Source organism: Paenibacillus sp. YN15 (assembly GCF_003285005.1).
Classification (GTDB): domain Bacteria; phylum Bacillota; class Bacilli; order Paenibacillales; family NBRC-103111; genus Paenibacillus_AR.
Genome location: NZ_QMFA01000001.1, coordinates 520,975 through 542,259, shown reverse-complemented (window position 1 = coordinate 542,259; position 21,285 = coordinate 520,975). Strand labels below are relative to the sequence as shown.

General features: G+C 55.2%; 15 protein-coding genes. 3 read left to right on the top strand and 12 right to left on the bottom strand.

Features of this window, described 5'->3' with window-relative positions:
* The first annotated feature begins 122 nt into the window (after positions 1–122).
* Positions 123–341 carry an alpha/beta-type small acid-soluble spore protein gene (locus tag DQG13_RS01860; RefSeq protein ID WP_113017646.1) on the top strand — a complete coding sequence of 73 codons (219 nt, stop codon included), beginning with the start codon at positions 123–125 and terminating at the stop codon, positions 339–341.
* 50 nt (positions 342–391) lie between these two features.
* Here the strand turns inward: DQG13_RS01860 and DQG13_RS01855 are convergent, their stop codons facing one another.
* The 5 genes from DQG13_RS01855 to polA form a co-directional block, all read right to left on the bottom strand.
* Positions 392–994 (bottom strand): lytic transglycosylase domain-containing protein, encoded by a 603-nt coding sequence (locus DQG13_RS01855; RefSeq protein ID WP_113017645.1) that lies wholly within the window; start codon positions 992–994, stop codon positions 392–394.
* Positions 991–1,587: a dephospho-CoA kinase gene (gene coaE, locus DQG13_RS01850; RefSeq protein ID WP_113017644.1), complete on the bottom strand. Its 597-nt coding sequence runs from the start codon at positions 1,585–1,587 to the stop codon at positions 991–993. The genes DQG13_RS01855 and coaE overlap by 4 nt, the downstream gene beginning before the upstream one ends.
* A 53-nt stretch (positions 1,588–1,640) precedes the next feature.
* A complete protein-coding gene (gene ytaF, locus DQG13_RS01845) occupies positions 1,641–2,333 on the bottom strand; it encodes a sporulation membrane protein YtaF (protein ID WP_113017643.1) in 693 nt (230 codons plus the stop codon).
* A gap of 122 nt (positions 2,334–2,455) precedes the next feature.
* Positions 2,456–3,337 (bottom strand): DNA-formamidopyrimidine glycosylase, encoded by an 882-nt coding sequence (gene mutM / locus DQG13_RS01840; protein WP_113017642.1) that lies wholly within the window; start codon positions 3,335–3,337, stop codon positions 2,456–2,458.
* A 75-nt stretch (positions 3,338–3,412) separates the two neighbouring features.
* On the bottom strand, positions 3,413–6,094 hold the full coding sequence (polA, locus tag DQG13_RS01835; RefSeq protein ID WP_113017641.1) for a DNA polymerase I: 2,682 nt from the start codon (positions 6,092–6,094) through the stop codon (positions 3,413–3,415).
* Positions 6,095–6,833: 739 nt separating this feature from the next.
* On the opposite strand from polA, the gene DQG13_RS01830 reads away from it, so the two are divergent.
* Both DQG13_RS01830 and DQG13_RS01825 read left to right on the top strand, forming a co-directional pair.
* Positions 6,834–7,286, top strand: coding sequence for a CBS domain-containing protein (locus DQG13_RS01830; RefSeq protein WP_113017640.1), 453 nt, complete (start codon positions 6,834–6,836; stop codon positions 7,284–7,286).
* Positions 7,287–7,526: 240 nt separating this feature from the next.
* A complete protein-coding gene (locus DQG13_RS01825) occupies positions 7,527–8,291 on the top strand; it encodes an HAD family hydrolase (RefSeq protein ID WP_181592507.1) in 765 nt (254 codons plus the stop codon).
* Between the two features lie 17 nt (positions 8,292–8,308).
* Here the strand turns inward: DQG13_RS01825 and DQG13_RS01820 are convergent, their stop codons facing one another.
* From DQG13_RS01820 to DQG13_RS01790, 7 genes are all read right to left on the bottom strand, one after another.
* Positions 8,309–10,516 carry a GGDEF domain-containing protein gene (locus tag DQG13_RS01820; RefSeq protein WP_113017638.1) on the bottom strand — a complete coding sequence of 736 codons (2,208 nt, stop codon included), beginning with the start codon at positions 10,514–10,516 and terminating at the stop codon, positions 8,309–8,311.
* Between the two features lie 101 nt (positions 10,517–10,617).
* Positions 10,618–11,277, bottom strand: coding sequence for a phosphate signaling complex protein PhoU (gene phoU / locus DQG13_RS01815; RefSeq protein ID WP_113017637.1), 660 nt, complete (start codon positions 11,275–11,277; stop codon positions 10,618–10,620).
* A 30-nt stretch (positions 11,278–11,307) separates the two neighbouring features.
* Positions 11,308–12,063, bottom strand: a complete 756-nt coding sequence (gene pstB / locus DQG13_RS01810) for a phosphate ABC transporter ATP-binding protein PstB (RefSeq protein WP_113017636.1) — start codon at positions 12,061–12,063, stop codon at positions 11,308–11,310.
* A gap of 6 nt (positions 12,064–12,069) precedes the next feature.
* Positions 12,070–12,957 carry a phosphate ABC transporter permease PstA gene (pstA, locus tag DQG13_RS01805; protein ID WP_397333915.1) on the bottom strand — a complete coding sequence of 296 codons (888 nt, stop codon included), beginning with the start codon at positions 12,955–12,957 and terminating at the stop codon, positions 12,070–12,072.
* Complete coding sequence (gene pstC / locus DQG13_RS01800; protein WP_181592513.1) at positions 12,954–13,817, bottom strand: phosphate ABC transporter permease subunit PstC; 864 nt, start codon at positions 13,815–13,817, stop codon at positions 12,954–12,956. Before pstC ends, pstA begins: the two co-directional genes overlap by 4 nt.
* A 260-nt stretch (positions 13,818–14,077) precedes the next feature.
* Complete coding sequence (locus DQG13_RS01795; protein ID WP_113017634.1) at positions 14,078–19,933, bottom strand: S-layer homology domain-containing protein; 5,856 nt, start codon at positions 19,931–19,933, stop codon at positions 14,078–14,080.
* A 146-nt stretch (positions 19,934–20,079) separates the two neighbouring features.
* On the bottom strand, positions 20,080–21,024 hold the full coding sequence (locus DQG13_RS01790) for a phosphate ABC transporter substrate-binding protein (RefSeq protein WP_113017633.1): 945 nt from the start codon (positions 21,022–21,024) through the stop codon (positions 20,080–20,082).
* Positions 21,025–21,285: the final 261 nt, after the last annotated feature.

Here is a 21,285-nt window from a genome sequence, read left to right as displayed (position 1 = left end):
TCATTCCCTCCCGGTTGTTTGCAGTATTTAATATGCCGGATAAGTTTCCAGCGGTTTCCTTGATTGAAGCCCGGGTCTTCGACACACAATAGCATTACCAACCGACAAGGAGGTGAACACACATGGGCGCAGGACAATCCCGCAGCAGCAACACTCTGGTAGTTCCTCAAGCCAACCAAGCTCTGGACCAAATGAAATATGAAGTGGCTCAAGAGCTGGGCATCGCCATTCCGCAAGACGGATACTATGGCAACATGGCTACCCGCGACACCGGCGCAATTGGTGGCCACATCACCCGCAAGCTGGTACAAATCGCCGAACAAACTCTTTCCGGAAAATAATGCAATGAAGGCTTTATTTTAAAGCCCGGAGCAGCACCGGAGGCCTTTCCCTACAGGGAAGCGGCTTCCGGTGCTTCTTCCGGTTGCTGTTCCGCATAATCGTAAAGCTCCTGGTACTTATGGTAATAATACATGACCATCCGCACATAACGGCTTGTCTCCCAGAAGGGTATCCGATCCGCCGATTCCAGACGGCCGTCCCAGACTCCATTCTCCAGCCATTCATTGACATTGCCCGGTCCTGCATTATATGAGGCAAGAGCCTTCACCAGATCCTGATTATACATGCGCAGCAGCGTGGACAGATACGCCGTACCTACACGGATGTTCACCTCAGGCTGTTCCATCTCCTGCAAGGTCAGCCCCTCGAACCTTCGCTCCTGCAGGATGGATTTGGCCGTAAGCGGCATAACCTGCATGATGCCCACCGCTCCCTTGCCGGATTCCGCGCTTGGCCGGTAATTGGTTTCCACCCGGATCACCGCCGCAATCAGACGGGGGTCCAGCTGCGCTTCCGCGGCGGCCTGCTCAATTTCCTCCCGGTACAGGATGGGATAAATCAGGCGGCCCAGCCATTGGCTGCGGTAGAACAGAAGCAAGACCAACAGGAGCAGCACCAGGGCAAACCAGCGTTTCTTTTGCCGGCTTTTCATGCCAGCCTCTTCTTGCGCCAGAACGCTTCCACCTGCCGTTCGGTTTCCTCCGGCGTCCCGCTGTTGTCAATGACGGTATCTGCCCATTCCTTCTTCCACTCGATGGGCATCTGGGCATTGATCCGCTGCTCCGCTTCTTCCCGGCTTAGGCCGTTGCGGGTCATCAGCCGCTCCAATTGAACCCCCCGGTCGGCAGCCACCACCAGCACCTCCTGGAACAAATCCTCCATCTGCGCTTCATACAAAAGCGGCACATCCGCCACCACCAGCTTGTCCGGCTGAAGGCGCTCCGCCTCCGCCATACGCTCCTGCAATAGCTGAATGATGGCAGGATGGAGCAGCTCCTCCAGCCGCTTGCGCCTGGCCTCGTCCTCAAACACCAGCTTTCCCAGCTCCTTGCGGTTCAGGGTTCCATCCTCGTGCAGAACGGACTGGCCGAAGGTCCGGACCACTTCCAAAAGCGCAGGGGCTCCGGGCTCCACAACCTCCCGGGCCAGGATATCCGCATCGATGACAATGGCTCCGCGGGAGGCCAAAAGCCGGGACACTGTACTTTTTCCGCAGGCGATGCCTCCGGTTAATCCGATATTCATAGATACGCACTCCCGTTGATTCTGAATCTTAAAAACATACAACGCATGTATGCTCACATCAGTCTGAACAAGCCCATCAGCATTAGGATGCACCCGGGCAGAACCGATAATTTTCTGATCCATTGGACATTGGAATACATAAATCCGAAGCGCAGCCCGCCGAGAATGAAGCTGCCGGAAGCCACAGCGATTACGGCAGAGGTCAACAACGGCGCATAGCCGATAAAAGCAGCGCCGATCCCCGCTCCGAAGGCGTCCAGGGACAGGGCCAAACCCAACCATGCAGCCTCCATCGCCGATATATTGCCGGAACGGTCCATATCCGCAGCCGAAGGGGTCCGCAGAATCTGGATCACCAGACCGAGCCGCTTCAGCTCAATGGACAGCACCCGCGCTTCCTGCCCATCCCCTTGCTTCCCGCCGGAAGCGGCGGCTGCAGCAGACGCCGGAGAGGCTTCCGCTTTCTCTTCCTCCCCGCTTCTTTTCATCTGGATAATGGCCCAGAAGCCCAGCCCGATAAGAATGACGGCCCCGGCAGTTTTGGCCACACCTGCGGGAATATACGCGGTCACAGCCACGCCAATCTGCATGGCGGCAAAAAACACCAGCCCGGACATCACCGCAATAATAAGCACGGACATCACCGGAATTTTGATTTTCCGCAGACCGTACATGGCTCCTACTCCGAATCCGTCCAAACTGACCGCCAATGCCAACGCCAACAGGGATACCAGCTGCGGCACCATAAACCCCTCCCAAGCTGTAAGAGATGATTGCATATCCGTAAATATCGCAGATCACTCTCATCTTATGGCATAGGCTTGGTTCTGGTGCGCGGCTTAAGGATGAACGCCCCCGGCGGGATGAGTTAATCCTTGTGCGGCCGTTCAGCGGTCCGGCGCAGCTTTTTCATCCGCCGCGTGGCCTCCGGCTGGCAATGGGGGCAATAATGGGTGCCCCGTCCCGCCAGCACCGTCTTCTCGATAGGCCGGCCGCATTGGCCGCAGGGCTCGTTTTTGCGCCCGTAGGCCTTCAGCTGGTGCTGGAACATCCCCATTTCGCCCTGCCCGTTGACATAGGATTTGATGGAGGAGCCTCCCGCTTCCACAGACTCGGAGAGGGTAGCCACAATGGCCCGGTGAAGCCGCTTCAGCTCCGCGGCCGACAGGCTGTTCGCAGGTCTCGCCGGATGGATGCCCGCGGTAAAAAGGGCTTCGTCGGCATAAATATTGCCGATGCCCACAATCACCTCCTGATTCAGGAGGAGGGGCTTGATCTTGGTGGACCGGCCCGCAATCCGGGCGGTGAAGGCCGCCAGGGTAAACGCCGGCTCCAGAGGCTCCAGCCCCAGCTTGCGCAGCGGCGGGTTCGTCCATTCCTCCCCGGTCCGGAACAGGTGCATGGTGCCGAACTGGCGCACATCCTTATAGCGCAAATCCGTTCCGTCGGTAAAATGAAACAGCACATGGGTGTGCAGCTCCCGGGGGGCATCGGCAGGAAATACGCCGTATCGCCCCTCCATTCGCAGGTGGGAAACCAGCACCAGATCATCCAGCAGAAACCGGAGGAACTTCCCTCTGCGCTCCACGTCGCGGATGGTCTGCCCTTCGAGAAGCCTGGCGAACTCCTCCGGCTCTCCGGGCAGACGGATAATCCGCGGCAGCTCTACAGAGACGGAAGCGATAGTTTTTCCCTTAACCAGCATTTGCAATGTGCGCTTGACCGTTTCCACCTCTGGCAGCTCCGGCATGTTATTCCTCCTAAGGGCTTTCCCAAGGAAAGCCAGCATCGTAAGCATCCGCTTGATGCAATGGCTCTACGCCCACTATTTTGCCTCGTACCAATTCTCGCCTTCGTTTACATCCGCCTTCAGAGGAACCTTCAGCTCCAGAGCCGCTTCCATCACTTCAGGCACCAGCTTGCGCATAACGGGCAGCTCCTCCTCCGGCACCTCGAAAACAAGCTCGTCATGCACCTGCAGAAGCATCCGGCTCTTCAGCTTCTCTTCCGCCAGCCGCTCGGCCATCCGGACCATGGCCAGCTTAATAATATCCGCCGCCGTCCCCTGGATGGGCGTGTTCATCGCCGTCCGCTCCGCGAAGGAGCGGAGGTTGTAGTTGGAGGCGTTAATCTCGGGCAAATAGCGGCGGCGGGCCAGCAGGGTGGTTACATAGCCGTCCCGTTTGGCCTGCTTGATAATCTCGTCCATATACCGGCGGACGCCGGGGAAGGTGGACAGATAGGTTTCAATAAAACGGTCTGCCTCAATCCGGCCGATGTCCAGGTTCTGCGACAGGCCGTAGGAGCTGATCCCGTAGACAATGCCGAAGTTTACCGCTTTGGCCTGGCGGCGCATGTTGGGAGTTACCTGATCGGCGGTCACTCCGAACACATCCATGGCGGTTTTGGTGTGGATGTCCATATTGTGGATGAACGCGTCCATCAGCTTCTCATCGCCGGAGATGTGGGCCAGCACCCGCAGCTCAATCTGCGAGTAGTCCGCCGCCAGAATGCGCCAGCCGGGCTCCGAAGGCACAAAGGCCTTGCGGATTTTGCGCCCTTCCTCCAGACGGATGGGAATGTTCTGGAGATTGGGGAATTGGCTGGACAGCCGGCCGGTAGCCGCGATGGTCTGGCGGAAATAGGTATGGATTTTGCCGGTTTCCGGACGAATTTCCTTCAGAAGCCCCTCCACGTAAGTGGACTGGAGCTTGGCCAAGGTGCGATAGTCCAGGATATAACGGACCACATCATGCTTGGAGCTGAGCTTTTCCAGCACATCGGCATCGGTGGAAAAGCCGGTTTTGTTCTTTTTTACGCCTACGGTGGACAGGCCAAGCCGCTCGAACAGCACCTCTCCCAGCTGCTTGGGGGAATTGAGGTTGAAGGGGCCGCCGGCCAGCTCATAGATATGCTGGATAAGCCCTTCCAACTGGGCGGTGAATTCCGCTCCCAGCTCCTTCAGATTATCCGCGTCCGTGCGGATGCCCTGCTTTTCCATACCGGCCAGCACCCCGGAGAGCGGATGCTCCAGCTCGTAATACAGCTTGTTCATCTCCAGCCGCTTCAGCTCGCTCTGGAGCCTGCCTGCCAATCCGTGAACAGCCGCCGCCTTGCGGCACAGATGGGCGGCGACGGTATTTTCGTCAGGCAGATGATACTTGGCCCCTTTGCCGAAAACCTGCTCGTCCTCCTGAATGGAGGGCTGGCCGTATTTGGCCGCCAACGCATGGAGGGTCAGCGTGGATTCGGTAGGGTCGAGAAGATAGGCCGCCAGGTGAACATCGAAGGTAAAGCCCGCCACCGGAATGCCTGCCCAATGAAGGGCAAGCTCCGCCCGGTGAAGGTCGAAGATGCTTTTTTCCTTGGCGGCATCGGCCAGCCAGGCCCGCAGGAAACCCGCTTCCTCCGACTGGAGAACGACGAAGGGCACATAGAAGCCGAAGCCATCCTTATGATAAAACGCCGCTCCCACAACAGACGCCAGGTGCGGATTGTCCCCGTATACCTCCACGTGGACAGCGGAGATGCCGTCCAGCGCCTCCTTCAGCTCACCCAGCGTTTCTGCGGAGAGGGCTGTGGCCTTCAGCTCCGCAGCCCCTGTGCCCGCCTCACCGGAGGCTTGGGCCTCCGACTGGGGCGCGCCGGAGAGATCCAGCTTCTCCAGCAGGGACTTGAACTCCAGCTTGCGGAAGGCCGCCGCCAATGCAGCGGAATCGCTGCCCGTATAGCCCATGGCGTCCCAGTCCAGCTCCATGGGCACCTGGCGGAAGATGGTGGCCAGCTCCTTGCTCATGCGGGCGCTGTCCGCATTTTCCTTGACCTTTTCCTTCATCTTGCCGGTAAGCTCATCCGCATGGGCCAGCACTTCCTCCACACTGCCGTATTGGTGGAGGAATTTCAGTGCGGTTTTTTCCCCGACGCCGGGGATGCCGGGAATATTGTCGGAGGAATCGCCCATCAGCCCCTTCAGATCAATGATCTGCTTGGGGGTCAGGCCGTATTTCTCCTTGATTTCCTCCGGACCGTACAGCTCCATCTCGCTGATGCCCTTGCGGGTCAGGGCGATAGTCACCTGATCGGTGGCCAGCTGCAGCATATCCTTATCGCCGGTGACCACCATCACTTCCATTCCGGGAAGCTCCGCCGCAGCCAGGGTCAGGGTGCCGATAATATCGTCGGCCTCATAACCCTCCAGCTCAAATTTGCGGATGCCGAAGGCCTCCAGCATATCCCGAATCAGCGGGAATTGCTCCGACAGCTCCGGCGGGGTTTTGAGCCGCCCGCCCTTGTATTCGGCATAATCCTTATGCCGGAAGACGACCTTGCCGGCATCGAAGGCCACCAGAAAGTGGGTGGGCTTGTGGTCCTCCAGCAGCTTCAGCAGCATGGTGGTAAAACCGAAGACTGCATTGGTGTGCAGGCCTTGTGAATTGGAAAGCAGGGGCAGCGCGTAGAAGGCGCGGCTGGCGATACTGTTGCCGTCTATGATGATCAGTTTGGACATAGCTTCGAGAACACCTCATTCTGGCAGATTGGGTGCGGGCCGCATAGTTTGCGTGCATCCGAAAGAATAGTTCCAGCTTGCTTCTCCTATCATACCAAAAAATGATGCCTGCCGAAACCGCGGCCTGTCCGGAAGCTGCATTATAGCGGATGGAGCAGGAACGCGCAACTGTCCGGCACTCCTCCTGTCCGGCACCCCTCCCGTCTATCACCCTCCTGCCCGTTATCCCTCTCCACGGATGATAGCGTACAACAAATGTATGCTATCCGCGGAAAAGTGCTGTTTTCCCCAAAATAGCATATATGTTTTGTATGCTATTCCCTTCAAAATGGCTCTTGGAGCCCTGCAACAAACGGATAGCATACATTTTATGTACGTTAAACCCGCCAAAAGCATTAAATTAGCTAATTAACATACATTTTATGGCGCTTACATTTTCCGAGTTTTCTGGTTCCTTTCGCCTCCGTTGTTCCTTTAGCGCATCTGCTGGTTCCTTTCGCACCCACTGGCCCTTCCCGCAACCGCTGCTTCCTTTCGCACCCACTGGCCCTTCCCGCACCAGTTGCTCCTTCCCACACACCCGCCTTTTCGCAAATACCCTGCCCAACCTGGCAGCATATTTCCGCACCCCGCCGGAAACTTTACATTGCCTTGACTTATCCCGGCTTATGGTTTAACGGACGGGAGCTACAATGAAATCAGACACACTCGCCGCATCTAACCCCAAAGGAGATGGACAATGATGGCATATACCAGCAAATTGAAGGGCATCCTCCGCCCGGTTCCCCAGATGGAGCTCTCCGAGCCCTGCTCCCAAGCCGAAGCCCTGATGTTCCGCTATCCCGACGCCGGCTGCATCGCCGTAGTGGACCGTGTGGGCCGCCCGGCCGGAATTATTGTCTACAACCGCTTTTTTCATCTGCTGACTGCCAGCCGCAACATGGGCTATCTGCTCCGTCAGCCCGTCCAAAACATGATGTCCGCCCCCTCTCTGGTGGCCGATCTTCACGCTGAACCCGAAGAGGTGCTCCAGCATGCGGAAAACCGCCACAAGATCCTCCGCCGCGACCCGGTGCTGGTGATGGAAGGGGAGCGGATTGCCGGCGCCCTGCAAATCTCCGACCTGGAGCTTCTCCAGCCCGCGCCGGCCCCAGCCCGGGACAGGGAACAGGCGGCAGGCCTCTCCCGCTGACAAGACCGTTGCGCCCCGCAGCGGTCTTTTTCATTTGGGGGCTCCCCCAAAAAAGTACCCGGATTCCGCTTCAAAGCATTACGTCACTTTTGGGGGATGTTTTGATTTGCCCAAAATCCGCTTCCTTCCAAATAATACAGGCTTGCGGCGCATATGCTGGTTATAGAGCTTCCAGCCGCAGATTTGCGTTTTGCGTGCAGCGGCGGCCAGGTGAATACAGGTAAAGGCGGTGAGACGAAGATGCACAAAGCTTCCTTCACGCCGGAGCGGATCAAGGTTGTATTTTTTGATGTGAACGAAACGCTGCTGGACCCGACCAGTTCCTTCAAGCAGGCCTTCCGGAGCGTATGGGAGGACTTTTCGGGGCGGCTTGCCCGGGATGGGGATACGGCGGACTGGCAGGACATCTGGACCACCTTTCAGGCGGAGCAAAAGGCGCTGCGCCCTCCCGGAAACAGGCGGGATTTCTGGAGCGAGCAGGTCAAGCGCAATCCGGCGGCACTGGCGGCAGCCCTGAAAAAGCATGGCTTCCGCCTGGGGGATACAGCGCTGGAGGGCTTTTTCGGGAAAGTGGCGGAAGCCCAGGAACGGTCGCCGGTATTGTTTCCCGGAACCGCCAAGGCCCTGTCCGCTCTGTCCCAAAAGTACCGGCTCGGCATTATCTCCAACGGCATCCAGACCAAACAGACCGCACGTCTCCGGGCGGCCGGTCAAATCCCCCCGATCCGGGAGGAGAATATGTTTTTCTCCGGGGCCCTGGGCTGCCGCAAGCCCGATCCTCTGATCTTCCGCCATGCCCTGGAACGGATGGGCGTCCGCCCCAATCAGGCGGTGATGGTGGGCAATTCCTGGACCAAGGATGTGCTGGGGGCCGTGCATGTTCACATGAATGCCGTCTGGTTCCGTTCCGGACGCAAGCAGAAGCACTTCCGCCGCAAGGTAGGCAACATGCGAATCGATGTAGTGGAAAACATGGAGGAGCTATTGGCGCTGTTCGAGCTGTAGCGATGCTGACGCCAGGGCTACAGATAGGCCTTCACGTAAAGGCTGCCTGCTGTGGACTTGGCCTTTTTCTTCAAGGCGGCGGCCGTCTCGGAAATGTAGTCCAGGGTAATCCGTTCCCTGAATTCACAGATCAGGAGCGACAAGGACAGATGCAAGCCGCCTCCGTCCACAGGGCGGTTGTTCCGGTCCGTTACCGTCCCCCATTCCCCCAGATCCTCCGTGAGCATCTCCACCCCCAGCCTGAAGCGGCGGATAATCTCCTCGCACAGCTGCTCCGGCTCCCGGGTTTGCGACATAACAATAAAGTCATCCCCGCCGATATGCCCGACAAAATCCCGCGGATGGCCGCAGGCGGAAACGGATTGCTGCAGCACATCCGCCGTCAACTGGATCATCTCGTCCCCTTTTTGAAAGCCGAAGCGGTCATTGTACCACTTGAAATGGTCCAAATCCGCGTACACCACCACAAACTTCACGCCGTCGAGAATCCGCCGGTTCAGCTCCCGGCTGATCTGGATATTGCCGGGAAGGCCGGTCAGCGGATTGGCCACCCGGGCGTTTTCCATACGCTCGTTGGTGATGCTCTCCAGAATCGAGCGGATGGACGCCACCCCCAGGAGCTTCTCCCCCGTAGTGATGATCACCAGATCGTACAGACGCTTCAGCTCCCGGGCCATGGCCATCTGGGAGGCGGATTCAACGGGCAGCATTTCATCCACAATCAAGGCCGCCCGGTCCATCAGCTGGCTGATGGGCCTGCTCCAGTACAGCGAGACCCCATACCGTCCCGCCAGCTGCTGAAAAAGCCGTTCCCGCATCACCAGCCCAACGGGCTTGCCCCTGTCCAGGATCACCGTTCCCGGCACATGCTCATTGCGGTTGAAATAATCGGCGATAACGGAGATGGGCGTGTCGCATTCGTAGCTGCTTGCCGGCGAGGCCAAAGCCCCGATCTGCATCACCCGGTCCATCCCCTGGAGATAGCTGATCCGCCTCACCTTGGACACAATCTCCTCCGGCAGCCCCGCCTGCCCCGGCCGGGGATAACCCAAAAGATACCCTTGCCCGTAATGGACTCCCAGCTGACGCAGCTTTTGCAGCTCCTCCCAGCACTCAATCCCCTCGGCAATGATCCGGATGCTCATCTTCCGCGCGAAGGAAACGAAGATTTCCAGCAGGGTTTCCTTCATTTTGTCCAGATGGATATTCTCGATCAGCGACCGGTCCACCTTGATAAAATCCGGCTTCAGCTCGGCGATGGCCTGCAGGGAGGAGTAGCCTGCCCCGGCGTCGTCGATGGCAATCTGGTACCCCTGATTCCGGTAATGCTGGAGCAGCAGCTTCGCTGTGGCAAAATCCTCAATGGAGCTGCGCTCCGTCAGCTCCAGCACCACATTGCGGGGCTGGATGCCGCGGCGGCGGAGAATCTCCAATGTGGCCCCGGGAGCGAATTGCGGGTCATGGATCACCTGGGCGGGGATGTTGATGAACACCCGCTGATCCTTGCCCAGTCCGCTGCAGCCCTCGATAGCTTTTTCCCGGGCCAGCCGGTCCAAGGCATAGAGCTCGCCGCGGGCTTCGGCGAAGCCAAAAAGCTCCAACGGGGAGGAGAACAGGCTCTCCTGCGGCCCGCGGGTCAAGGCTTCATAGCCCAAGACGGCGGCATCCTGCAGCGAAACAATGGGCTGGTACACGGAGCGGATGTTGCGTGTGGCCAGGATCATGCGGAAGGCCTCATCCTTCTCCCGGTCAAAAGGAGCGGGAAGCGGCGTATGCATGTTCCGCATGGCCCGCTTCAGAGCGGAGACCAGACGGGCTTCCCCGCTCTGCAGCTCGCCGGGAGCGATCAGGGAGCAGCCTGTGTACAGCGGATAGCCCCGTTGATTTTGCCCGGCGTCAAACATGGCGGTCAGCCGGGCGTTCACATCCTCCGCCAGCCGTTTGAGCCGGTACCCGGCGGAAGCGGGCTCCTGCTCCTCCAATTCGGCAAAAATCAGCCAATCATCCCCCATCCGGCGGAACTGGCGGATTTCCGGCCACTCCCCCTGAAGCCCGCGAAGCGCCTCTCCCGCTTCCTTAATCATCCGGCCGCATTTCTCCGGGCCCAGAATCCGCACAAGCCCCGCATATTCCACAACATCCACATAGATCAGGCCCGCAAGCTTTTTGCTGTCTTGTCTGAATAGTTCATCAGACCATTCCCGAAGTTTCTCCAGCTCCATCATTCCATCCGTCCCCCGCTTATGTAAAAAAACCTTTTCCCCTCCATCGTAACATCGAAAAATGTCGAATGGATTAGGAAAAGGTCAAATTCATGTAAATATTGCTATTTGTTCAGGTCCTTCCGCTTGCCGGTCACCATGAAGATGACGCCTTCGCCAATATTGGTGGCATGATCCGCCACCCGCTCCAGATAGTGGGCGGCCATCATCAGCTGCATCAGCTGCCTGTTGCGGGCCACGTCATTGCTCATCATGGGCATCACTTCGTTCAGCACGGTGCTGTAGATTCTGTCCACCTCGTCGTCCAGTTCCGCCATGTAGGCAGCCCGGTTCACATTGCCCTCGGTGTACGCCAGCAGGCTCTCCTGCAGCATCTTGATGCACAGGTCGGCCATCCGGGGCAAATCCACAATGGGCTTAAGCAGCTCTTCCCCTGCCAGACGCCGGGTAATTTTGGCGATGTCCACCGCATGATCGGCAATCCGCTCCAGATCCACCGCCAGCTTGCCAGCCATGGTAATGATCCGCAGGTCTCCGGCCATGGGCTGCTGCAGCGCAACCAGGCGCAGGCAGCGGTCCTCCACATCCAGCATCATTTGATCCAGCGCATCATCCTCATCAATAATGCTCTGAGCCAGCGCAGCATCCAAATTTTTCAGGGAATCCACCGCTCTGAAAATTTGTCTCTCCACGGTTGCTCCCATATGCATCAGGAGATTCTGCATATCCTTCAAGGATTGATGGTAATTCGTTCTGGTATCCACCCTGGGCACCCCCTTTTATGATCAATAGTTTTAACCGAAACGGCCTGTGATGTAATCCTCGGTACGCTGATCCCGGGGCGTGGTGAAAATCGTGTCCGTATTGTCCGTTTCGACCATGTAGCCATTCAGAAAAAACGAAGTGAAATCGGAAATCCGCGCCGCCTGCTGCATGTTGTGGGTCACGATGATAATCGTATACCATTCCTTCAGGGATTGGGACAGCTCCTCCACCTTCAGGGTGGAGATGGGGTCCAGAGCCGAGGTCGGCTCATCCATCAGGAGCACATCGGGCTCCACGGCCAGAAGCCGGGCGATGCACAGACGCTGCTGCTGTCCGCCGGACAGCCCCAAAGCGGACTTGCCCAGACGGTCATGCACCTCATCCCACAGAACCGCCTGCTTCAGGCTTTTTTCCACAATGCCGTCCAGGATGCTCTTCTTCTTAATGCCATGCACACGCGGACCGTAGGCGATATTGTCATAGATGCTCATGGGAAACGGGTTGGGGCGCTGGAAGACCATGCCCACCTTCTTGCGCAGGCTGACCACATCGGTGCCGGCGCTGTTGATGTTGACACCTTCCACATTGACATCCCCGGTAATCCGCACATTGTCAATCAGGTCGTTCATCCGGTTCAGGGTCCGGAGAAAGGTGGATTTGCCGCAGCCGGAAGGGCCGATCAGGGCGTGGATGGTATTTTTCTTGATATCCAGATTAATGTCGTGAAGGGCGTGATTCTCGCCGTAGTACAGATTCAGATTGCGGACCGATATTTTAGGCTCCATGGACGGTTACTTCCCTCCGTTGAATTTTTTGGACAGCATCCGGCTGGGGACGGCGATCAGCAGGTTGAACAGCAGAACCACCAGTACCAGCAGGGCGCCGCTGCCCTGGGCAATTTGCTTGGCGTCCGGGACCAGGGACGAGGCTTGCACGTACCAGAGATGGACCGACAGGGTCTCCCCCATGGCGGACAAGCTGAAATCCGGGAAGTGCCTGGACACGGACACGCCGGAGGTGTAGATCAGAATAGCCGACTCGCCTAAAGCCCGTCCGGATACCAGCGTAATGCCGGTGATCAAAGCGGGCAGCGCCGCGGGCAGCATTACCTTGCGGATGGCCTGCCAGCGGGTGGAGCCCAGCGCCAGGGAGGCCTCCCAGTACGAATCGGGCACTGCGCGCAGCGCTTCCTCGGTATTCCGCACCAGAACCGGCAGATTCAGCAGGGCCAGGCTCAGGGAGCCGGCGATAATGGAGAACTTCATCCCCATCCAGTTCACGAAGACCAGATAGCCGAACAGACCGAAGACAATGGACGGAACGGAGGACAACGCCTCTACGGAAATACGGATCAGGTTGGTAAAGCGGTTGTTCTTGGCATAGATGGCCAGATAAATCCCCGCTCCGAAGCCGATGGGCAGGGATACGGCCATGGACAGAAACAGGATGTAAAAGGAGTTGAACAACATGGGGCCGACGCCTCCGCCTGCTCTCACCTCGCTGGGTTTGCCGAAAATAAAGCTGGGGGTCAGATGCTTCAGGCCGGGACCGAGAATCTTATACAGGAACCAACCGAGAATCACAATAATCAGAAAGCCGATTCCCCACAGCGTAACCGTTGCCGCTTTGTCGAATAATTTATTGCGCTCTGCAACCTTGGATGGGGTGGTGTTCATCATTTCACTTCACTCCTTTTGGCCAGAACGCGGATGCCGATGATCAGCGCAAGGGAGATTAAAAGCAGCATCAGCGCCATCAGGTACAGCGCATTGTTCCAGGCCGTCCCGTAAAAGGTGGAGGGCATGTCTTTGACGATAGCGGTGGTCAGAACCGTTGTGGAATCCAGAAGGGACTTGGGCATCTGCGGAGAGTTCCCGATGACCATGAACACCGCCATGGTTTCGCCGATAGCCCGTCCCATGCCCAGAATAACGGCAGTAATGACGCCGGGACGGGAGGCAGGCAGCAGCACCTTCCAGATGGTCTGCCAGCGGGTGGCCCCCAGGGCCAGAGAGGCCTCCTCCAGCCGGATAGGCAAGGAGCGGATAGCGTCCTCGGATATGGACAAAATAGTGGGCATAATCATGACCGCCAGAATAATCGCCGCGGGCAGAATGCCGTAACCAACCGTGCTCGGAAATAGTTTATGCAAAAACGGCACAATCACGGTCATGCCGATAAAGCCGTACACAACAGAGGGGATTCCCACGAACAAATCCGTCACCGGACGTAGAATTTCCCGCATCCACTGGGGGGCAATCTTGGCCATAAATACGGCGCCGCCCAGGGCAATGGGCAAGGACAGCAGCACGGACAGCAGAGTCAGCACCATGGTGCTGAAGAAAAACGGAAATGCTCCGAATCTGCCTTCGCTGGGGGTCCAGTCCAAGGAGAAGAAAAAGGAGCTGAAAGACACCTCCCGGAAGGTCTGTGTCCCTTGGTAGCCTACAAACAAAATCAAGGTGAAAATAATAACGGACACAACGATTGCGCTCAGGATAAAAACCCATTTCATAACAGCGTCTTCGCCAAGCTGCATCCTGGTCCAACGTGATACGGGGCCTTTCCCACGGGCATCCGTAGCCGGAATTTCCTCCGCTGCGATTGACAATTTAAAAACCCTCCTTCATACATAACGCCTCTACTCGCTTCATTCTAATTCACCACTGTTATGGAATCATTAATGAATTGTAAACGCCGTGTAAACATTTCGACACGGAGGATATATGTCGAAAAACGGCTGACGGGTCATACCGTCAGCCGTCTTCCGTTATTTATATGAGGTTCCAGTGCAGCAATTTATTGAACCACCCCGGTGATAAAACGTGCAAATATGGAGGATACCTCGGCCCGGGTAGACATGCCTTGCGGATCGAATATATTGCCCGGCTTACCGTCAATCACTCCCGCCTGCCGGAGCGCCGTCACCGAATCTGCGGCCCACGGGCTGACCGTGCCGGAATCCTGGAACGGTCCGGCCTCCGCTTTATCCTTCAGCGCCTGGCCTTTCGCCTTTATAAAGTTGTGCAGCATAACAGCCATCTGCTCCCGGGTAACAGGCGCCTCCGGTGAAAATTGAGTTTCACTTACTCCATTTACAATATTATGTTCAGTCGCCCATTCAACAGCCCCCAAGTACCACTGACCATCCGCAACATCCCCGAACCGCGAGCCGGTATAGCCGGATAGATCGGCGCCGTCCAATCTGGCAAGAGCTGCGACAAACATCGCTCTGGTCATAGTTACATCAGGCGCAAACTCCTTGTCTCCTACACCCTGGAAGATTTCACGCGCCGTGACAAACGCAATATCCTTCTCAGCCCAATGGTCCGTTATATCGCCAAAGGTCTTCAAGTTGTAGCGGACGCTGTAATCCCCCGGTGACCGGATCAAGCTCTTTATGGCATTGTCACCGTAAATACTGAAGGGAACCACAATCTCTCTGCCGTCTTTCTTCAGCACCGTTACCAGGGCATTCCCGTTTTGCCCGGATTTCAGCTCCGCAGGCAAAGCCAGAACTATTCCGCTCCCGTCTGCATTGGCAATCTCGGATTCACTCAAGGTAATGCTTCCGTCGGCATTTTGCTTCGCCTGCACCGCTTTGCCGTTGATGCTGATGGGAACGGTATTTACAATCGGCGGCGTTGCTGCCGGATCAGTAGTTTTGCCGGGTTCGACAGGAGCGGGGCTTGGACTCGGACCGGACTCCTCCCCGCTTGTTTCCTCGGCGGTACGGAACACTTGAATCGGCGTTTCGGCGACGCCGCCCTTGTTGTTGGTCACCCTTGCATACCAGCTATAAGGAGCGCCCGCATTCAAACCATTCCAGTACAACTCCGCCTTCCCGGCGACAGTATCTGCGCTTCCGATGGAATCCTGGGTATAAACGCTGGCGCTGAACCGGTTGGTGCTCAGACTTTTGGCCGCTATATCGAAGTTTACATCCAGCTCATAGATATCATAATCCGTCTTTTGCAGCCCTGCCGTAAATTCCTTCACCTTGGGCTCATCATAATAGTTAAAGTCTTCCCGGTAAGGCGAGTAGGAATTCATGTATACCTTATTGTTCTTCAAATCGAAGTACAGGAACTTGATATACTGCGAGCCGCCCTCCACATCCGACTGATAGTCGGTGCAGATTTGATAAACCAGCCGCTCTTTGGTTCCATCGTTGTTGTCATCGAAGGCATCGATCTGAATCGAGGCACCGTGATAATGTCCGTTAAGCACCGCAAACACATTGGGATTCTTGGCAACCACCTGCTCCCGCAGCACATATCCTTGATAATCAAGCAATCCGTCGGGATTGCTGGACGTATACTGGGAATTGGTATACCGGTGGGTGGCGATGATGGCTTTTCTGTCCTTGTACTTCTGCAGCACCTGGTTCATCCAATTGATTTCGTCCGTATAGATATCCCAGCTCATGTACAGGATAATAAAATCCTGCCCATCCTCTGTCAGTAGATCATAATGGCCCAAATTATTCTTGTAGGTGCCACCGTAAATCGCCTCATTTTCAAACCGCTTTGCGCCGAAATATTTCCAGTAGTTGTCATAGTATTCTAGACCGGAGCCCACATCATGGTTTCCGCCCAGCACGCCGTAACGCATTCCGTTGTCTTCAAAAATTTTCATCGCCTTGTCCGCAGCCTGCCATTGATAATCCATATCCCATTCATCCACCACGTCTCCCGTATGGATGGTATAGCGGATATCCCACTCCTTCGCATTGTCCACAATCCACTGGTTCTGCTGCAGATAATGATGCGGCCAGCTCTCCGTATAATACTGGGTATCGGTTATCCAGGCGAAGGAGAAGTCGTAGCTGTCCGGACGTCCGGTGCCATCCCACCCGGAGGCTTGGGTACTCACCGCCGCGGCCTTTGCCTCCTGAGTCTGGAGGCTGGGGTTGTCATCCGCCCGGCATTGCACCAGCAGCACAGCGTTCCCGTTTTCCACGCGATCCTTTGCGGCAAACGATGCGACAATACTCCCGTTCTCATCCGCACGGCCCAACAGCTCCCACCTGTTGGTCGCAAGATTAAGCACATACATGGAAAGTGCGCGGGAGTTGTCGGCATAGCTCGCTGCCCCGTTCCAGTTGGCAGAAACCCGGTCATCCTCGTTCAGATTGCCGACCTTGACCTGGAACAATTGATAAGGCAGATCGCCCTCCGGCGAAATAACGGTTGTTGTTGCGTCTCCTTTGACAACCTCAATATTTCCCTTGCCAACGCCTCCCGACATGGCAATGTCCCCGTTTTCTACCGTCAGAATGCGCCCCTTCAAGAACTCCACCTTGGCGCTGTCGCCGTTGAGCTCTTCCACAGTGGCGGAAAGCTTGGCCCGGTACTGTGAAACCTCGCCGGTTTGGACCTTTACACCGGCAGGATCCTTCGTATCCGTCTTAAAGGTAATGGTCTTCTCCGCCTCATTATCGGCCATATCCAGAGCGGATACGTATAGCGTATGGATGCCTGACACAAGCTCTCTTGTGGGTATGGAATAGGGGATACTGATAGGAGTACCGTCCAGTGTTACAATGTCCGGATTAATTTTGGTATTGTCGTTATCGGTAATTACAGGGTCAATCACAAGAGTTCCCGAAACAACCGCATCCGGTTCGATCCCGATATGAATCACAGGCGCTGTATTGTCTACCATAACCTCAGCATTTACAGGATTGGCTTTGGGAGTCTCTCCGGAAACTGCCGTGATCGTATGCACACCATCCGCCAAAGTTGTGCTATCCAGCGCATAACCCACAGCGGTCAGCTTCTCCTTCGGAATGGTAAAATATAAATCCAGGCTGGGAGCCATCTTGCCGTTTTTCGAATCTCCGACACTGTAAACCTTGCTGAAAGCAGGGTTGTTCACATCAAGGTAAAAGCTGTCGCCGGAATAACGGTAATCCTGCACCGCCCTTGCGGCAGTGAATTCCTCCCCGTTGGCCAGCACCAGCTTCACATTCATAACTGTGAAGTCCTCACGGTTTACATCCGGCTTGTATATGTCCTCGAATGGAGTACCCTGGCCTCCCGCCCACACGGTCAGCTTGACGGTATAATCGCCGTTCTCCTCCGCTTGGAAATACTTGTTGTCGATTAGAATGGCGCGGGAGCTAAGGTTGGTCCACCTGCCCAGGTAGGAAACAAGCTCTCTGTCATTTCCGCCATATGGCGCCGTTACGGCATTTTTGAAATAGTTATTCTGACCGGCCGTGTCGAGGGAGAGATACGCTCCATTCTCCAGTACCGGGTTGACCGGTACCTCATTGCCGTCCACAAGGATTTTTGTAAGATCATTTTTTCCGCCGGCATTATTGGCTGTAATGGTTTTGACGCCCGAGATAAACTGGTCTTTCACCACATTCAACCGCAAGCCGCCTTTATTCAATCGATTGATTGTAACCGTATAGGTTTTTTCCGTTCTGGTTTTGCGGAACAGGTTATATCCTTCCACATAGAATGTAATTTCATTGTGCTTCAGAATTTCGGTGGCAGGAATCCGGGCGAAATATTTACCTTTTACCCGCTGTGTTTTTTCATATACGGTTTTGAAGCTGGTTTCATTATCGAAGCGGTATCCGATGGTCATTCCGACCAGCCCGATGCTGTCGGATACATTGAATGAAGCGAAATACTCTTCCCCTTCATTCACTTTTTCCGGAACGTTTTCTTCTGAGATCACAGGGGATGAGCCGTTATCCGTATAGCCGAGGTACCCTTGAAAATGCACCCTCTTGTCCGCCGGAGGAACCTGCCAATCCTCTACGCGGCCGGGAGTTTGGCCCGTCTGATTGCTGACCTTTAAGCTTTTGCCCGGCTTGGCGGGATCCCTGGGGAAGGTGTACTGCACTGACCGTCCGCTGCCGCTGGCAGTATCGGCTACATTGTTTTCGTTAAATTCCGCATGGGTAAAAGCCGTATCCAGCGAAGTCCCGATACTCAAGCGCCGCCAGTTGCTGGCATGGAAGCCGGAATAGTCGATCCGGACGATATCCTTGTTCAGCTCCAGATTTGTGCCGTAAGCGGCATTGAAGTCGGCCACTGATGTAGTACCATTGTTGCTCAGCCATAACACCAGAGTTTTCCCGGGTTCAAGGTTTACCTCAGGTGTGGAAATGATCCAGGTCTTAGGCGCTGTGGTGCTGTCCAGGTATTGATAGTACAGATTATAATAGCCCATATTGATCGGACTGTCCGAGTTATTGTAAACTTCCGCATAAGTGAGCTGATGCCCGCTTTTATACACCGGCACTGCCTCCGTAAAAATCAGCGGCGGCAGATTGCTGTAATCCAGCTCCACCGTGCTGGTTTTCTCCGCACTTTTTACACGGTTTATTCCGTCATAGGCCTCTATATACCAACTGAAGCTGCTTGTCCAAAGCAGCTGGCGGTCAATGGTAACTGTGTAAGGAGCATCCGGGTCATTGGACGCTTTCGCCATTTCCAGCCGCTTGAAATCACTGCCGGCTTGCTTATAATACAGATCGGCCTTGATAGAAGTCCCTGCAGCCGCACTGCCGGTGACTCTGGCTGAAATTGCAACATCATCATCAATGCCGTACTCCGCTTTGAAGATCAGATCCTCATTGGTAATCGGATTAATCGTTCCCGGTTCGTCCAGATGATACGGACTGTCCGGAATTTGCCAGCTGTCCACATGGCCGGGGCTGGGTGCTCCGGTTTTCGTGAATTTGTAGCCGGTTTTTCCGTTCAGGCGGTAGGTATACTGATTGGAGTATCTTGTATTTACATTTTTATCGGGATTATCCTGTACATTGCCGTCATTGCTTACACTGGTTGCGATGATGGAATCCAGACTTTTGCCGATGCGAAAGGAACGCTGCTCAGTGGTATGAATGCCGCCATGATTTACCTTTACAATATCCTTTGCTGCTACGTTCGTTCCATAAAAATTATTGAAATCCGCAACAGTATGTGCTGGACTGTTATAAGTGGTCGGCCAGAGAATGATCGTTTTTCCCGCCGGCAGCATAATACTTTCAGCCGGATGGTAGCCTGTATTCCATGGATTGTTTTTACCGTCAAAACTCCATTCCACCCCGTTTTTCCCGGAGGGATATGTATTGTACACGGTATAATCCCGCAGATCGATGTCCTTGTCGGAGTTGTTGTAGACCTCCACATAGGTATAATGGTAGCCGGCTGTAGCTGTCGGAACAATCTCTGTAATCAGAAGCGGCGAGGAGTCCTGGCTGCCCACTGCGCTTTTGATTTTGGTTTCCGTATACGGTGTAGACGCTTCTCCGCCATCCTCGTATTTCACCTTCACCTGCCAGCCCAGGGAATCGGTCCATATGTCCGTTCTCTTCAATGTGGCGGAAAAAACGCCGCTGCCGTTATCGGCCATGGCCTTCTCTTCATAAAGATCCGGCTGCTGGTATACAGATAGCGTAACACTTGCAGCTGCGGCTCCATATATGGCCAAGGTAACGGTAATATCCTTATCCGCCTCATCCTGCCCCGCGATAGTAGCGGAAAGATCATTTGTAACGATAGAGCTGTTCTCTTGGGGAAGGGGGGGCAGAATATCGGCCGAGGCTACCATTTGCAGTGGTGGGACATATGAAGAAATCATAAGGACGGATAACAGTAATGCCAATACTTTCTTTTTGAATGCAAACATCGGAAAATTGCTCCTTTCTCAACGTTATTGCATGAATTTCTTTACAATTTCAACATAGATAATACAAATTTTGTTTACATATACATAACAAAAGCTCCACCTTGTGGGTAGAGCCTTTGTCTTGGATGTTGTATGTGGTTATAAAATTACTTCTTAGGAGCCAGGGTGGCAGGCAGGAAGCCCAGCTCTTCGATCTTGGACTTGGCTGCGCCGGCAACGGGCTTTTGGTATTCGTCGCCCAGGATGTAGTCCAGGAACGCCTTGGTTGCGCCGGTGGGCTCGCCCTTGGTGTACATATGCTCAATGCCGAACAGCGGGTAGGTGCCGTTGTTGATGGTTTCGGCGGAGTATGCTACGCCTTCATACTTCAGAGCCTTCAGGGTGTTGTCAATGTAAGGAGTATCGATATAGCCGATAGCGCCGGAAGTGGAAGCTACGGAAGTTTTCATAGCGCCGGACTCAGCTTGCGTGATGCCGTCCTTGGTGAATTGGGCGGTGCCCAGAACGATTTGTTGAACCAGCTTGCGGGAGCCGGAGGAGTCAGGACGGTGGATAACGGTGATCTTCAGGTCCTTGCCGCCAACGTCCTTCCAGTTGGTGATCTTGCCGCTGAAAATGTCAGTGGCTTGTTGTTTGGTCAGGTTGTCAATGTTAACGTCATTGTTCACGATCAGTGCAAAAGGAGCCAGACATACAATGTGGTCAACCAGACCCTTGTCTTTATATTCGTCGCCGGCAGCCACGTCGGAGTTGCCGATGTTGGAAGTACCGTCAGCCACGTTCTTCAAACCTGTGCCGGAACCGCCGCCAGTTACGTTTACAGTGGCCTTCGGGTTCTTTGCCATGAAGTCTTCAGCGGCAGCCTTTACCAGGGGCAGCAGGGCGCTGGAGCCGGAAGCTGTAACTGTACCTTCAACTGTAGGAGCCGCAGGAGCCTTGGATGCCGCGGGAGATGCCGCTGCGCTTGCAGATGCTGCTGTGCTTGCTGCCGGGCTGCTGCCGGAAGTCTCTTCTTCTTTGCCTCCGCATCCCGCCAATACCCCCACCATCATCATTGCCGAAAGAATCAGTACCAACCATTTCTTAGACATGTTCTCTTTGTCCTCCTTAGTGTTATCTTTCTGTAACTCATGGTAACAGCGTTTTGTTAACCTGAAACCCTAGATTCGTAAACGGAGTGTAAAAGATTCGCTCGTCCCAAAAAAACAAAATCCGGATCTTTTCTGCATATTCGACAAATTTATGACTTTACAATTCCCTTACATTTCCGTGATCTTGCGCTCATAAATCGCCTATATAGTTGAAGCGTAATTCATTCGAACGTTGGAGGGTGCATACACATGCTATTTCGT

Excerpts from the sequence above, each read along its gene's own strand:
- DQG13_RS01860 (WP_113017646.1), top strand. The coding sequence starts at position 123 with ATGGGCGCAGGACAATCCCGCAGCAGCAACACTCTGGTAGTTCCTCAA.
- DQG13_RS01855 (WP_113017645.1), bottom strand. The coding sequence starts at position 994 with ATGAAAAGCCGGCAAAAGAAACGCTGGTTTGCCCTGGTGCTGCTCCTG.
- coaE (WP_113017644.1), bottom strand. The coding sequence starts at position 1,587 with ATGAATATCGGATTAACCGGAGGCATCGCCTGCGGAAAAAGTACAGTG.
- ytaF (WP_113017643.1), bottom strand. The coding sequence starts at position 2,333 with ATGGTGCCGCAGCTGGTATCCCTGTTGGCGTTGGCATTGGCGGTCAGT.
- mutM (WP_113017642.1), bottom strand. The coding sequence starts at position 3,337 with ATGCCGGAGCTGCCAGAGGTGGAAACGGTCAAGCGCACATTGCAAATG.
- polA (WP_113017641.1), bottom strand. The coding sequence starts at position 6,094 with ATGTCCAAACTGATCATCATAGACGGCAACAGTATCGCCAGCCGCGCC.
- DQG13_RS01830 (WP_113017640.1), top strand. The coding sequence starts at position 6,834 with ATGATGGCATATACCAGCAAATTGAAGGGCATCCTCCGCCCGGTTCCC.
- DQG13_RS01825 (WP_181592507.1), top strand. The coding sequence starts at position 7,527 with ATGCACAAAGCTTCCTTCACGCCGGAGCGGATCAAGGTTGTATTTTTT.
- DQG13_RS01820 (WP_113017638.1), bottom strand. The coding sequence starts at position 10,516 with ATGATGGAGCTGGAGAAACTTCGGGAATGGTCTGATGAACTATTCAGA.
- pstB (WP_113017636.1), bottom strand. The coding sequence starts at position 12,063 with ATGGAGCCTAAAATATCGGTCCGCAATCTGAATCTGTACTACGGCGAG.
- pstA (WP_397333915.1), bottom strand. The coding sequence starts at position 12,957 with ATGATGAACACCACCCCATCCAAGGTTGCAGAGCGCAATAAATTATTC.
- pstC (WP_181592513.1), bottom strand. The coding sequence starts at position 13,817 with ATGCAGCTTGGCGAAGACGCTGTTATGAAATGGGTTTTTATCCTGAGC.
- DQG13_RS01795 (WP_113017634.1), bottom strand. The coding sequence starts at position 19,933 with ATGTTTGCATTCAAAAAGAAAGTATTGGCATTACTGTTATCCGTCCTT.
- DQG13_RS01790 (WP_113017633.1), bottom strand. The coding sequence starts at position 21,024 with ATGTCTAAGAAATGGTTGGTACTGATTCTTTCGGCAATGATGATGGTG.